The following is a 15,438-nucleotide window of genomic DNA, read 5'->3' on the forward strand; positions in this document are numbered from 1 at the left end:
GTGGGCTGGTTTGCTCTGGTTCTATCGCAAAGCAACGGAATAACCTATTGTCCGCAGGAGGGATGGTGCTATTTAACTCTGTCGCAGCAAAGCACTGGCTGCACCACTTTTTAATGATCACTGGTTTGAGTTGTGTCGTAGCGGGATGCTCCGTAGTCAATGAGCGCTTGCCTGATGTTGCTTTGATACATCGCTATGTAGACAACCAAAATGGCATCGACGGGCTGGATAATGTACGGCGCCTGCTCTTCGATGAATCCCGAAAAGTGCTTTACGCGGTCAGTGCGGATGATGACGCCCTGGCAGCGTATCGCGTTGCTGACGACGGGGCCCTGACTATGCTGGATATGATCTCGGGCAGTAAGGCGCAGGGCATGTTAATAGGGGCATCGGATATGACGTTTTCCGGTATGAACCGGGACATTCAGGTGGTCAGTTTCTACAGTGGTGCCGCTGCGCAGTTTCGCTTGCAGCGGGATGGTAAGCTGGTTTTGCTGTCTTATTTATCAGATAGGATAGATGCAAAACGCGTATTCAGACAGCACAAACCAATCACTGCAGCTGAGGATCGGCTGGCTCTTTTGGGTCCATATGCGATTGCGGGTAACGCCGATGGTGTTAGTTATGTTGCTGCCAATGTGTCGCAGGCTTTAGTTCAACTTACCTCTGAGGATCAGTTGCGTACTGGTCAAACCGTTCGTGCTGAGCAGGTGAGTGCACTGGGCGGAGCCGTTTCTGTGGCGCTTTCCGGCAGTGGTCGCAAAGTGGCGGTTGCGGGCATGCAGGCTAATCAGGTGGCTATCTTTGATGGCTCTGATGCCCAGTCGCTGGTGTTGCAACAAACATTCCCTATAGCCCATCAAGTGGCGCTGACAGCGCCTATGTTCGTGGCGTTTGTGCCACAGACCGAGGTGCTGCTGGTGGCACAAAAACACGGAGTATTGGTCTATAGCCCTGATCCACAGGGTCACTATAAACACTCTGGTGAATTAAGGGGACCTGAAGGCCAGTCACTGGCTGCCATTTCTCGGCTGGCTTTTGATCCCATGGGGCAATGTATGCTGGCTCTGTCGGAGTCTACCGGCCAGGTTTACATATTTTCCCGTATACAGGGTGAACAGTGGCAGTTTTTATCCCTGCTTGATGCGCAGGGTGCACAAGCACCTACCTCTGCCGCGTTTATCTTACCCAACAAGGTTGCACTGAGCTTTGCCCGCAGTGATGCAATAAATATCTATACAAATGTCTGCGTTTGATCATCCCATTAAGCTTTGCACACAATGCAAGGGAGTTATGTTTGTGACAAGGCTGGATTTATCCCCTTATGAGTTTCTTTAAAGTGGTGAATAGCACGGGGAAATTGGCATGTTAGCGGTTGCTACTGGCAGGGGGGAAAAGGAATATCGAAAGTTGAATTATTTATGCGCATAAGTGGGGATTCATCTATAGAATTGTGTATTTTGAAATAGTTAGACATACTTGCAATAAGTTTTAACGCTCACAGAAATACGTTTAGCAGGTTTTAGTTGAACTTGGTTTCTCTTCCCTGCTAATCTTGAGAACGGTGACGATTTGAAACAGTAATTCACTCTTATAATAGAATAATGCGTGCGCCTATTGCCTGCATACTGGCAATAATAATGCGATTTTAATAAAGGTTAATCGTCTCTTTGTTTGTCTATTTCATGAAATTTGACCACTTTGATTGGGTGACATGTCTTCATTAACAGATACTAAACTGACTAAACTTGGTGCTTTTGTTCTGGATCTGGGTGATCAGGTTTTATACCTTGATAGCCAAGAGGTTTCGATAGAACCCAAGGTCATGGCGTTGTTACTGTATTTGTATGACAATCGCGACAGATACGTGAGTATTGAAGAATTGCACCAACAAGTCTGGTCAGATCGTATCGTTTCGGACACTGCTGTACGCAGTGCCGCTAAGAAACTTCGGCTGATCCTGGGTGACAACGACATTGCCAACGCGCGCTATGTTAAATCGGTCTCCAAGCGCGGTTATAAGCTCGTCTGTGAGATTGCCCCCGTCGATGCGTTGGAACCTTGTGTGTCCTCTGATGGACCTGAAGAGTCGACGGTTGCAAGCCCGCCTGATACATTATCTGGTGTCGCCTCCGAGCCGCTTGTATCCTCTGAACCTCCCCAGTCATTGCCACCTGTCTCTGAACCTGCTCAGTTAGCATCTCCCCCTAAGGAGCGTACCTGGCAAAGCTGGAAATTTAATGTTCTGCTCATATTGGCTACTGTGATTGCTATGTTTGTAGGCTGGGTAAAATATGAGGCTGTTGTTCGTTATATCCAGGAAATTCAGGTGGTTAAAGTTGATGAGCTTGAGCACATCACGGAATTTAATGGTGACAAAGAGGCGCTGTCTGTATCAGAAGATGGTCGATTTATTGCGTTTACGGGGCGGACCTCTGAGGATGAAGACAGACAAGTCTTTTTATTAGACAAACAGAACAACAAAACCAGACAGCTGACATTCCATGCTTCCAACGCCATGTTTGTCCAGTTCGCGCAGAATGACAAAGTACTAATTTACAGTGATGTAAATGAAGGAAAAATGTCAATGGAGCTACTGCCTTTGACGCTAGGCGATCCCGAGTCTGGCAAGGTCACTTTGATCGAAGGTGTCGTGGCGATTGGCGGCCCTTCGCGGGGCAGACACTCCTCAGAAATTTTACTACCCATGCTGGTTGATCTGGAAAGTGAAATGACGCTCTATGCGCTGGATATCCCGACACGAAAATACACCCGGATGCTGGCACTCAGCGACGCTAGCGAAATATTGATAGACGTAAGCTTGTCGCCAGATAAGAAAAAACTGGCGCTAATGAAGCAAATAAAAGGCCAGTTTCATATTCTATTGTTTGATTTAGCCACTAAAGAAGAAACGCTGGTATACACCAGTAAATATAATTTGTTAGGGGTAGAGTGGAAAAGTGACAGATATATCTTAGTGTTAGGCAGCGGTGGCGTGGTCAGAATAGATAGTATCACCGGCGAACACCTCCAAGTGATTGACGACAGTGAGCGATTATTAAGAGGGTTTAACACGCATAATGGTGAAGAAATAATTCTTCTACAGAAAGAGACGACCCGAGCAAATCGCCTTTATATCGAACATACCTTGGGTGATGAACTGACAGCTCAACAGACCATTGATACAGCGCCAGAAGTTGTCAGCATGTTATATGATACACGCTCAGAGCAGCATAGGTGGGTCAGGACATTAGAAGATGGCGTAATGACCATTGGACGCATGACACTGGGTACTCAAGAAGTTGAACCATATTATACTACGGAAGAGCGTTTATTGTTGCTCGATGTTTCCTATGAAGCGGGTGGTATCTTGATGAAAGAGGGTCCTAAACTGGCGTTTTACTCCTTTGATCGGGGACAGGTAGATTATATCACCTCGTCCAAGGAAACGAGCAGTGATGCGGCCTTTAGTCTCGATGGAAAGCATATCTATTACGGTGTTAATGTCGTCGGTGAATGGGAAATACAAAGCTATAATATCCAGACAAAAACAAGTCGTTTGATGCTGCCGGGTTACCGCTCTATACGCGCCGCGGGGAGCGGCTATATTGCGGCTGAGCCGATTGACGCAAAACTTTTCTATTTCTCAGATCTCAAGGAGCCAGGACAAGCTTTAGGCCACCCTATTGATTTCAGACATATCTGTCGATGGTATATCCGGGGTGATCATATTATATGGACGGCGTTTGATGAGCGCCATACCCACCTGCACAAGCTCAACTGGCGAACTGGAGAGCATAGTCAATTTTCTGAGCGCCTTTTTGCCTTCTATCCTGCCATTTCAACAGATCAAAAAGGCGAAAAAACTCTGTCTATGTCTGTTCAAATAAACAACACTTCTATTGCTACAACCACAATAAAACATTAAGATAATCCCTGAAAGAGGGCCGCACTCAGTTCAACTGCTCTCGTGTGTTCTCTCTTAAGATCTACTTACAAAAATGAAAGGAACCTTAGTGTGAACAAAATAACAACCACTGTATTTACCCTGTCTATTTTACTTATCGGGACGTTTTCCTCATCCTCCGTTTCAGCTCGAGACTCAGGCGAGAGGTGGCCAATTTGGATTTGTATTGGTTCATCTTGTGCCGACCCGTACGATGTGGACAAGCCTGAGTGATTTATATTTCAGTGCCTGAAAAATTCCACCTTAAAATTATCTGCTTAAATCATTGATATATATGGTTATATTTTTGGTTATAAAAAAGAGATGTAACAGTTGTTTCGAAAGTTGAGATAAATTTCTATAGTTTTAACCGAGTTAACAACAACCGGACAAGGATTGATGAATGGTTGTAACTTAGTCTGTAATCTGGCGCAGTTTGCCAGCACAACCAAGGGAGGTAAGTGATTTACGGGCAAAGCTTCTTGCAAGGAAAGGAAGAAGTAAGTACCAGGCCTCGAAGGAGCGTTAAAGGAGTGTCTGGTGTTGGCTCAGAACGTACTGCAGAGTTATTTCGTAGTTAATTCGAGTACGCTTGTTGCTGATTTAGCAATAATCAGGTGGAATAATAATAATAATATATAGATCTGGACCAACACAAGGAGAGCAACAGTCATGGTGTTGGAAGCATAGGGTGAGTGCCTGCCATCCGTAGTTATGTGTCCCAGATGTTCACAAGGAAAGGTCGATGATTATCAAGGAGTGAGTTCCAGCGGTGCAGTGGTCCTACTGCTGCTGCATCGCTGGTTAGATTCATCAATACCGTTTGCAGGATACCCGTGCTGTAAAAGGAAGATTGTATTCCGTACTAAATAATAATAACAAATATGTTACCCCTAGATATAGGGCCGCAGAGATAACAAGTCGTCACAGCTACATTGTCAATGCACACCATTATTGGCAGTTATCTTTCGGCCCTATTTTTTCTCATACCCGGGGATCTGTTCGTGTATTACTTCATCTATTTGCTCTGGCTTGAGAAATTGTTGCGCGTACTTTAAATACACCTTAGCGTTGACAAACACATCGAATAAATCGGGGTCTATATGGTCTCCGAGCTTCATTTTTCCCATGATAAACAAGCATTCACTGAGTTTTTTCGCATCTTTATAAGGCCGATCTGCTGCCGTCAGTGCTTCAAAAATATCCGCTATTGCCATGATACGAGCTGGCACGGACATTTGCTCACGGGTCAGCCCTCTTGGGTAGCCCGTGCCATCCATTTTTTCATGGTGCCCTCCGGCGAATTCCGGAACACGACGCAAATGCTTAGGAAAGGGCAATGCCTCTAACATTTCCAGTGTGATGTCCATATGGCGGTTGATGATCTGCCTTTCTTCTGTAGTTAACGTGCCACGAGCAATACTGAGGTTGTACACCTCATTTTGACTGAGTAAGGGGTGAATGTCTGTACCGATCCTAACAGTGGTTTGCTCGGCAATCTGTTGAACTCGCTGTTGGTCCTCTTCTCGCATAAACTCACCGCCAATATTGGCATGGCGTAAAAATTGGCGATCTTGCTCTAGTTGAGCTAGCTTTTCGTCTAGTTCTGCGCTGAGGTGACATACTTGTGCCTCATCACCATCGCGCTCAAAGCGCAAAATACGTTTTGTGTAGTCCAGTTCGAGATCGCGTTTTGCAATTTCTATCCGGGCATCTACGAGTGCAATACGATCATGAACAGATTCTAACTTTGTCGCTTTATCCATGACATATTCAGGGATGGCGATTTTACCGCAATCATGTAGCCATCCTGCTAAAGACAGCTCGGCTCGGTCAGCTTCGGTCATCGAAAAATCCGCCATTGGACCTGATTGCGCTTCATGGACAGCTTCTGCAATCATCATCGTGAGTTCCGGAACTCGCCGACAATGTCCGCCGGTATAGGGAGACTTTTCATCAATGGCTTTTGCAATCAAACGAGTAAATGCCTGGAACAGAATTTCCATGCCATCGATCAATTGTCGGTTGGTTAATGCAACGGCCGCGAGCGCACCGATAGAGCAGATCATCTCTGTCTGCTGGGCAGAGAAAGGGACAATTTCTCCTTTGCTATGCGGGTTGATAAGTTGCAGCACACCATTGAGTTCATTTTCGTGGTTGAGTAATGGGATCGTGAGCACGGACTGTGTGTGATAGCCCGTTTTGGCATCCATGGCTCGCGCTGCGGATAAGTCGTACTCACTGCACTGATAGACATCATCAATGCGTATCACCTCCCGTTTTGCTGCAGCCAGTGCGACCAAAGCACTCTCATTGCATTGACCGTTTTCAAGATAAATGGGGATTGGCGCAAACGGGATAGGTTGATTCGATGTGCCACCCATATGAAGGTCCAATGGCCCATTGATAAGCGTGGCAAAATGCAGCTGCATATCTTCTGACACTGAGTATATTGTGCCGCCGTCTGTGGCGTTGAGTTCCATGGCAGATAGCAGGATGTTTTCAAGTAGTCTGTTGGTGTCATGTTCTGATGCCAGTTCAATAGCCAACTTAAGCAAGTGCTGTAACGCCACCTGTGAGCCCGCCTGCTCAAACTTATTTGCAATGTTTCGAATATGCTGTTCCATAACTTACCTGCTATTTCGATGTATGGGTGTAGCTGCCATCCCACTCTTCACCGGGCGGGTGCGCCTGCAATGTCAGGATGCGCTCGTACATTAACGCATAGATTTTTCGCTCTGGTGACAACTCTTTAAGTTTAGTAAAAGCTGCCAGTGCCTGCTGCCATTGTTGCGATAAATAAAGCGTCCAGGCATTTTGATGTGCTGCTAACTCATTGCGCAGCGCTGGGGTTAGCGCATCACTGCTACATATGGGCTCGTAGACAGTGACGGCCAGGTTTTTACCTTTTACTTTCACCTTGTCGATTGGGCGACAAACGAGCCCGGGGCACTGTGCGTGTGTGGTTTCATTAATCAATATGCCGACTCCGTAATATTTCGTCAGACCTTCAAGACGTGAACCCAGGTTCACGGCATCGCCCAGTACGGTGTAAGCACGGCGATACTCCGAGCCCATGTCGCCCACATTCATGTCCCCGGTATTGAGCCCAATCCCTATTTTAAAAGGCGGCAATGCTTGCTGGCGCATTGGCTCTTGTAGTGCATCTACTTCCTCCTGCATGGCCATGGCACATCGCACAGCAAGCTCCGGGTGTTGCTCAACAGGTAAGGGGGCGTTCCAAAAAGCCATCACCATGTCTCCAACATATTTATCAATGGTCCCCTGGTGTTCAAAAATAATGCGTGTAATGGGTGAAAAATATTGGTTGAGGTAGGACTTGAGGCGGCCCGCGTCCAATGACTCAGAGATAGTGGTAAAGGAGCGAATATCGGCAAATAGCACAGTAATATCCCGTTTTTCACCCTCCATGGACACACTATCCGGGTTGTCCAGCATTGCCTGGATATGGGCTGGCGGTACATATTGGTCGAAAATCGATTTTATTTGCAGTCGCTCTTTGTGTTCGCGAACAAAGCCAAGACTACCCAGGATCATGGCTTGGCTGATCAACATGGATAGTAGTGCAACCTGTGGCAAGTCCAGTCGTAATTCGACCCATAAATAGACACTGAGTGTGACAAATAGCCCACATAAACACAGTGTAAATACCGCGATCCCCAGGACTTCAAGCCGAGGTAAAATAGCCACACAGAGTAACCCTGTGATCAGTAATAGCATTATCACTGCCCCATCCATCCAGTTTGGTCGGCTGGGCAACAGCTCGGGGAATACCAGTCCCTCGAGTACATTGGCGTGCACCTCCACACCTGGGTACTGAACACCGACTGGAGTGGTCCGTAAGTCGGCATGACCGACCGCTGATGTACCAACAAAAACAATTGCCTGATCAAATAGTTGAGGATCGATGTTTCCGCTCAATACGTCACCAGCAGAAACATAGGGGAAGCTGAAGGCGGGGCCCCGGTAGGGAACATTAACCCGACCGTAATCATCGGTGGGGATCAACTGAGTTCCGAGGCGGATCCCTTCTACACTGTGCCCCTCACCAAACGGTTTGGTGACGACTTCTACTTGTTCGGCCATGGTGTAGAGTCGGGCAGCCTCCAGTGCCAGCGCCGGATAAAGCTGGCCCTGATGTTTAGCCAGTAACATGGAGTTGCGAATAAAGCCGTCGCTGTCCGGGGCACTGTTGATAAAGCCGCTTCCAGGACTTTGCTGCTGCAGTTCAGGCACGTTGGCAACGTGTCCGGCAAAGGCCGGGACTGGCAATGAGGAGGCAGGGACTGCGCTGAAGAAAATTGTTTCAGGCAATGTGCCAACCTGAATATCCGGCTGATGTTCAAATAACAGACCCAGTACAGTATCCGTATCCTGCAAGCGGGCAGAAAACGCGCTGTCGGCATCTATGGTAGGGGCCAGTGTTTGCAATGTTTGAAATACGGCTGGCAAGGTGTCACTAAGGTGACTAAGTACTTGCTGTGCAGGATTGAGCTCGGGCTCTGAAAACAGAATATCGTAGGCGATAACCGCCACCCCGGCATCTGCCAATTGAGACTGCAAGCGTGCTATAACATGGCGACTCCAGGGAAAGCGGCCGACTTGTTTCAAACTGGGTTCGTCGATGTCGACAATCACAATGGGCAAAAAAGAGCGCGATTGCAAGGAGAGTGTAGACTTCAGACGTAGGTCATAGCCCAGGCCTTCGAGCCGTTTAAAGGCATCGCCATACGGAGAAGCGGGTGACAGGGTTAACAGCTGCAATGCCATAAACAGAACAATTAGTAAGCAACTGCACACCCACTGTTGATAGTATTTGCGCCATAGTTGCGGGAAGTTCATGGCAGTGTCAGCCCCTCTCGGGCCAAAATGGTAATAAACGACCAATTCTGGCTTTTTATATCAGCGGCTATCTGATCAAGTTCTGCGTCGCTACGGTCCGGATCATGGCTGATCAGTACCAGGTGCTTAACACTCCCTTGCTCTGCCAGCAGTAGGGCATCTTTGATAAGTGAATGCCCCCAGCCATGTTTCAATGGGTAATCATCCGGAACAAACTGGCCGTCGTGGATCAGGTAATCAGCCCCTTTTACAAAATCTACCCATTGCTGAAACGAGGTAACAGGTAAACCCGGTGGGTTAAGTTCATTGTCTGTAGCATAGACAATGTCTATACCATCTGCACGAATACGATAAGCGCTGCCACCACCTGGGTGGTTCATCGCGCAGCGTTGAATGTCAAAGTCTTCGTACTGCCACTGATCCTGGGTTTGCGGTTCCACTCGAATGTCAGCTGCCAAAGTAGTGTGTGGCACAGGGAAATAGCTGCCCAGCATTTGTTTTAGGATGGCATCGGGAGCGTGCTCTTCTGTTACACCTGGCACTATGGTTATTTGACGTTTGGCAATGTAAGCGGGAATGAAAAAGGGGAAACCCTGAATATGATCCCAATGATTGTGGCTCAGTAATATGTAGAAAGGCTGTCGGGTATGCATCAGTTCCTGGCCTAGAATTCTAAGCCCAGTCCCCGCATCCAGGATCAAGCGCTTTCCTTTGTCACTCTCAAGGGTTACACATACTGTATTGCCGCCATAGTGCACGGTGGTTGGACCGGGTGTGGGGGTTGACCCCCGCACACCGTAAAACTTTATCTTCATACCTAACCCTTTGGTGATGGATACTGATTATCATCACTGTTGAACGACCTGGCCGGCTTGTAAACTCACTCTGGCTGGTGTTGACTGCTGCAGCACAAAGACAAATTCAGTGCTGCTGCTTTGCTTCAGCACGGTGAGCAAATTGCCTGTCACTGAACTACTGAAAAGCTGTGCACCCGTGTCATTAAAACTGCTATCCCAACTTCCCGGAGACTCGCTGAGCAACAGCTGGCCGACATACAAGGACTTCGAGCTGCTTGCCTGCGCAAATAGCAGTAACTTACCATTGCTTTCAATCCAGGCCTGACTTAATAGCACCGCTTCGCCCTCGAGCTGTGTAAATTTCAAAATCCCGCCATCTGCAAAGCTGGTATCCAGTGCACCTGAACTGTTCACCCGAACGATAAAATTATTAGTGCCTGCGTAGCCAAAGACAATAAAGCCCTGGCTGGCATCAACCACAGACCCTTTAATGGTGATGTCGTCGCCTGCACTCAGTCCAATGTCCAGTAAAGCCAATCCACCTGTTCCGAAACTGGTATCCGGAACGCCGGTTACACTGGCTTTGGCGAGTAGTAACTGAGGTGCAGTTGGACCCGGTTGACTTTGCCCAACCCCGACCAGACTACTACCTACAGTATGGATCATGGATACTCGATGTGCATTGGGGCTGCAGCTAGGCTCCCCCGGAATGGTGTATTCGAAGGAACTCGACAAACTACCTGAGCTGGAAACAATGAAGGCCATACTGTGGGTGTAACAGCTGGCTGTTACTTGCCCAAGAGCAAGAATATCTCCAGAAGGCAGTACCGTAAGCTGTGTTAAATCCAGAGCAGAGGCCTCTGCTTTGTACTCACTGGCGCTCAGGCTGAATACACCACTGTTGGCAAAACTGGTATCCAGAATCCCTAAGTTACTAAATTTGCTAAACGTTGCCATGGCTTGTTCGTCGCCTGCGGACACGGATACCATACCCGAAGCACTCAGCAAAACGGCACCGGCACTGTCTTCAGTAATGGCACCCACAGTGGCACTGGACATAGTCCCCATCGTTGTCACTGGTACCGTGGAGGTTAACCCCAGATTGCCAAAGGTACTCGTTCGCTGGCCAACGCCATCCAGTTTCAATACATATGGCACCGCCTGTGGAGAGCTTTGCCAGTTGTTAGCCTGACCACTGAGCAGCAAATGCCCTGCTGATGCGCTAAAGCTGGAAGTGTGCCCTGCGACAAATGTCTCATCTCGGCGGCCAACACTGACAGTGCGTTGACCAAATGAACCAAAACTCTGGTTAAACTCAGCGGTTGTGGCTACTTCGCCCAGCCAATGCTCAGACAGATAGTTGTTGCCCAAATAATTAAACTTCTGACCACTGAGCAGCAGCCCACCTTGCGTTTCAAGTAAATCAAATACCTTCAGCCCTGTGCCATGATAAATGCTAAAGCCATTGTTACCCGGCAGCCAGTTCACATCTACATCGCCATTGAGACCCACTTTTATAATTTGAACGACCTGATCACTACCAAAAAAGCTGCGTTGTAAAGCCAGATAGTAAGTATCACTGTCAGCGACGATACCGATCCCTGTAGCAGAGTAGCCGGATATATCATTGCTAGAATCTGTGGGGAGTTCACTGAGCGCATAGGTACGTTTACCTGTGCCTGCAAATGCGGTGTCCAATACGCCATCCATGGTGATTTGTAGTAAGTACACAGAACGCTCTTCCCCAGACTCATCTAGTGTAGTGAGTCCGGTTATCAGTAGGGTGTTGCTGTCTTTGACCTGCACATGACGGGTGGTGTCATTGAATTGGTTACCGTTGGCGCCATCGGGCACTGGAGTAATATTGATTTGTAGCAGGCCATTATTCTGAAAGCTACTATCTGGCGTCAGCGTGCTACGCGTGAGGCGCATTAACATGATATCCTCACCTGTTTCGCTGGAGGTGATTTCCCCATACACAAGATAGTCACCGGAGGGCAGAGTGACCATGCCTCGTGCATTTTTAGTAGGCGTGTCTGCAAGCGCCTGAGTAACGGATACTTCTCCCTGCGCAGTGATCCTGGATAAGGTGACAGTACCTGTGGTTGCGCTGCTTGTCGCTTTGATATTACTCAGTATGGTAACGGTCTCATTGTCCTCCAGTGCAATGGCGACAGGCGCCACAAAGACGTTGCTGCCCAGTGGTAAAGTCATATACCCATTGCCATTGGCATAGCTGGTATCCAAAGAGCCATCTCCCAGCAGACGGAAAACCAGCAATTGCTGTGAACTGTTGAAATTAACGTACCCGGCCACATAAATGCGCCCTTGCGAATCAACAGCAGCCACCTTGGCCCAGACATCCTGTGGAATGCTTTCTATCTCTATACCAAAACCACTTTGGAAGTTACCCGCATCGGCAAATCCATTGTCCGGACGGCCATCACTGAGTTGTCTGCTTACATAAGCTCGGTGGATATTGCGACCGGCGGCATCATTGAAATGACCAACGGCCCCCACACTTACCAGTTTGCCATCGCTTTGCAGCACCGTTTGCCCTGGGCTATGAAACTCCAGGCTGGCATTGAGTGCCACCATTAAGCTGCCATCACTGCCAAAATTACTGCGTTTAATGGCCACATAGCTTGGAGCTGCTTGTGTAACAAAAATACTGAGCTGACTTTCAGCGCATAGTTGTGGGGTACCAGAGTCACAGACCGTGATGGTCAGAGTGTAGGTTTGCGCCCCATTGCTGGCAATCTGATCGGCATTTATTACGGTCACTTTGCCGTTACTGTCAACGGAAAACAGGGTTGAATTTGAGCCAGACAATGCATAGGTCAGAGTATCGCCATCGGGGTCGGAGGCACTGATCTGCACTATCTCAGTACCATTACTGACATTTGTGTCGATTTCGGTTGAGCCTGGCTCAACGGTAGGTGCGTAGTTTTTGTCGTTTACGGTCAGTGTGACCGTCGCGACATTCGAGGTTTCGGCCAAATCATTGTTCACGGTGTAACTGAAGCTATCGCCGCCAATGAAATTAAACTGCGGAGTATACTGAGCAGAGCCACTGACACTGTCAATCGAGACGCTGCCATGAGTTGGTGGCGTTACAACAGTGATACTGCTGATGATCAGGCTACGGCCTTTCGCCTGATCATTATTCAATATCGCGATATTTACAGCCACATTTTTGTCGGTTTCAGCACTGTCATTGACAGCCACTGGCGTGGTGTCGGGCGCGGTAATTGTGATAGTCACAGTCGCGGTATTAGAGAAGGCACCATTGTTGTCTTTGACACGGTAAGTAAAAGTGTCTTCCCCTGCTAAAGTACCGGTATGGAAATAGGTGATGGAACCGGTACTATTTATTTCTGTGGAGCCCATAATTGCGGGTTCTACTATCTCTACGCTGTCTGTTTGTAATGTTCCGTCGGTATCGCTGTCGTTTTCCAGTACCTCAATAATGACGGACTGGCCTATTTCCAGTGTGGCAGTGTCGTTGTCGGCAATGGGGGCTTGATTGAGTCGCGCAACGGTGATGGACACCGTCGCTGTATTGGAAAGACCCCCTTCAGTATCTTGCACCTGATAGGTAAAAGTATCGGTGCCAAAGAAACCGCTTTGCGGCGTATAGATAAAGCCGCCAAGACCGACGAGATCGAGTGTCACACTGCCATTGGTTGGGGCCGTGACAACGGTTAAGCTGTTGTAATTCAGACTACCGTCGACGTCACTGTCATTGGCCAGGACATCAATGGTGACTGGCATATTCTGCTGTGTTGTTGCGCTGTCATTGGCCGCGACCGGCGGGATATTGTTTCCGGTCACTTCAATAAACACATTTGCGATATTGGACAGGGCGCCTCTGTCATCTTTTATTTGATAGGTGAAGCTGTCGCTGCCACGGTAATCCGCATCACTTTGGTAAATAAAGTGCGTATTGTCATTACTCAGGTTTACAGTGCCATGGCTGGGCCCCTCGACCAGAACCAGGCTGGTCAGGTTTAAACTGCCATCGATGTCCTGATCATTGGCGGCCACCAAGATGCTAACGGCTTGTCCCTGTGTGGCCTCAATACTGTCATCATTGGCCAGAGGGGCATCATTCACTTCTATTACGTCTATTACAACAAAGGCTTGTACACTGGCTGCCCCATCGTCCACCTGATAAACAAAATAATCCTGCCCATAACTGTTCTGTTGTGGGGTGTAGCGGAAACTGCCTGTATCACTGAGTTCTAACGTGCCCATGGTAGGTTGCTCAATGATTGAAAGCGCAAGAGGGTCTTCATCGGCGTCACTGTCGTTGCTCAGTACCCCTGGGATGTCAACAAACAACTGCTCATCTTCATTGGTCTGGTAACTGTCATTGACGGCGACAGGTGGAAAGTTGCTGACTTCATCTTCTATGCTCAGGGTGATGGTGGCGGTATTTGAGCCACCCTTGCCATCCTCAACCCGGTATTCGAAGCTATCGGTTCCAATAAAGTCGGTATCGGGCTGATAGTTAAAGCTGCCGTCTGAACTGAGAGTCAGTATGCCGTGCTGCACATCGGTTACCGGGGTTGTGTCGACAGTTAATGGATCGCCATCAAAATCAATGTCATTGACCAAAAGTCCGGCCCCGCTGATGGTTAATACGCTATTTTGTTCAAGCGCATAGCGGTTATCAAAGGCAATGGGGTCCTGATTGATTTGCTCAATTAGCAGGGATACTTCGGCTTCGGCGGTCGCGCCCTGACTGTTGACTATCCGATAGCGAAAACTGTCTGAGCCAAAGAAGGTTTCTCTGGGGACATAGGTAAAGCGACCATCCGCAAAGAGCGTCAGGGTCCCGTTTTGTGGTGCTCTGACTGGCGTGGTAACCAAAGTTAACGGAGGCAGGCCATTGGCGTCGTCATTGGTTAGCAGGTTGCCAGAGACAGACTCAAACTGAATGCCGCTAAAGCTGTCAGAGACGGCAGTGGGTGTGACCAGGTTTGAGGCTGCCAGCATACGAGACTCGCTGAAGGCGCTCTCACCACTGCCATCAATGGCTGAGATCCGGGCATAATAATGCTTTTGTGGGTCGAGCCCGCTAAAGACATGGCTTGACTCTGTTAAAGCTATAGCCCGTTGTCCACCGGGTAAAGTAGTGACCGTTCGTATGTCATCGATGGGCGTTTCGGCAAGGTAGGCGTTGTAACGTAAAAAGCTCGAAAGTGGTTGCCAATCTAGTGAGGCTGTGCCGTCACTGCGCTCTGTGCTATTAAATACGACGCTGCGTGGGAGCCAGGTGATTTGTTGCGTGGCAACCGTGCTCAGATTGCCCCCGTTGTCTTCGACCCAGACTTGCAGTTGCACACTTCCGGGTTGCTGTCCGAAACTCATCGGATTAATACCGGTTTCAGTAAAGGCAAAGGGGTCGCTGCAGTTCCCATCGCACAGCACCTGTGCCAGTTCAGCATTTTCAAAGCCCAGTAAGACCCGACTAACCCCATCCGGATCGGTAATCGACCCCAGAGACACGGTAATATTTCCCCGATACGTACGCTGTGTATCAGGGAACAGGACAGTGCCTGTACCGTTTACAAACTGCGTGTTCACCACTTGTCGGGCGGCCAGGTTGCGACTGGCGAGTTTGGGTTGATAATCAAAGGGGATCAGGTTTGCTTGTCCTGACGGCATGTCAGGCTGATCCGTGCTTTGGTCCTGTGTGGGTGGTACGCCTATGCTGTCATTATTCGGTGTTGTTGCGTTGTCACCATCGCCTGAGCAACCCGTTATCAGCGCGCCACAGATCAGCGTCAGTAAGCCCAGTTGGTGTAATTGCGAGCGCTTCATCCC

General features: G+C 48.6%; 6 protein-coding genes. 2 read left to right on the forward strand and 4 right to left on the reverse strand.

The genetic code is table 11. The annotated features are described in order from the left end of the window. Positions 1 to 62 precede the first annotated feature (62 nt). Both CWB98_RS17230 and CWB98_RS17235 read left to right on the forward strand, forming a co-directional pair. Complete coding sequence (locus CWB98_RS17230) at positions 63 to 1,256, forward strand: hypothetical protein (RefSeq protein WP_138545982.1); 1,194 nt, start codon at positions 63 to 65, stop codon at positions 1,254 to 1,256. Between the two features lie 458 nt (positions 1,257 to 1,714). Beyond that, positions 1,715 to 3,928, forward strand: coding sequence for a winged helix-turn-helix domain-containing protein (locus tag CWB98_RS17235; RefSeq protein WP_138545983.1), 2,214 nt, complete (start codon positions 1,715 to 1,717; stop codon positions 3,926 to 3,928). 992 nt (positions 3,929 to 4,920) lie between these two features. Here CWB98_RS17235 and CWB98_RS17240 read toward each other — a convergent pair. From CWB98_RS17240 to CWB98_RS17255, 4 genes are read right to left on the reverse strand one after another with little or no spacing between them, the layout of a single operon-like run. After that, a complete protein-coding gene (locus CWB98_RS17240; RefSeq protein ID WP_138545984.1) occupies positions 4,921 to 6,573 on the reverse strand; it encodes an HD family phosphohydrolase in 1,653 nt (550 codons plus the stop codon). A 10-nt stretch (positions 6,574 to 6,583) separates the two neighbouring features. Continuing rightward, positions 6,584 to 8,809 (reverse strand): CHASE2 domain-containing protein, encoded by a 2,226-nt coding sequence (locus CWB98_RS17245; RefSeq protein WP_138545985.1) that lies wholly within the window; start codon positions 8,807 to 8,809, stop codon positions 6,584 to 6,586. After that, a complete protein-coding gene (locus tag CWB98_RS17250) occupies positions 8,806 to 9,624 on the reverse strand; it encodes an MBL fold metallo-hydrolase (protein WP_138545986.1) in 819 nt (272 codons plus the stop codon). Before CWB98_RS17250 ends, CWB98_RS17245 begins: the two co-directional genes overlap by 4 nt. Positions 9,625 to 9,657: 33 nt before the next feature. Next, positions 9,658 to 15,435, reverse strand: a complete 5,778-nt coding sequence (locus tag CWB98_RS17255) for an Ig-like domain-containing protein (RefSeq protein ID WP_138545987.1) — start codon at positions 15,433 to 15,435, stop codon at positions 9,658 to 9,660. Positions 15,436 to 15,438 lie beyond the last annotated feature (3 nt).

The sequence above is a fragment of the Pseudoalteromonas rubra genome (assembly GCF_005887115.1).
GTDB classification, from domain to species: domain Bacteria; phylum Pseudomonadota; class Gammaproteobacteria; order Enterobacterales; family Alteromonadaceae; genus Pseudoalteromonas; species Pseudoalteromonas rubra_F.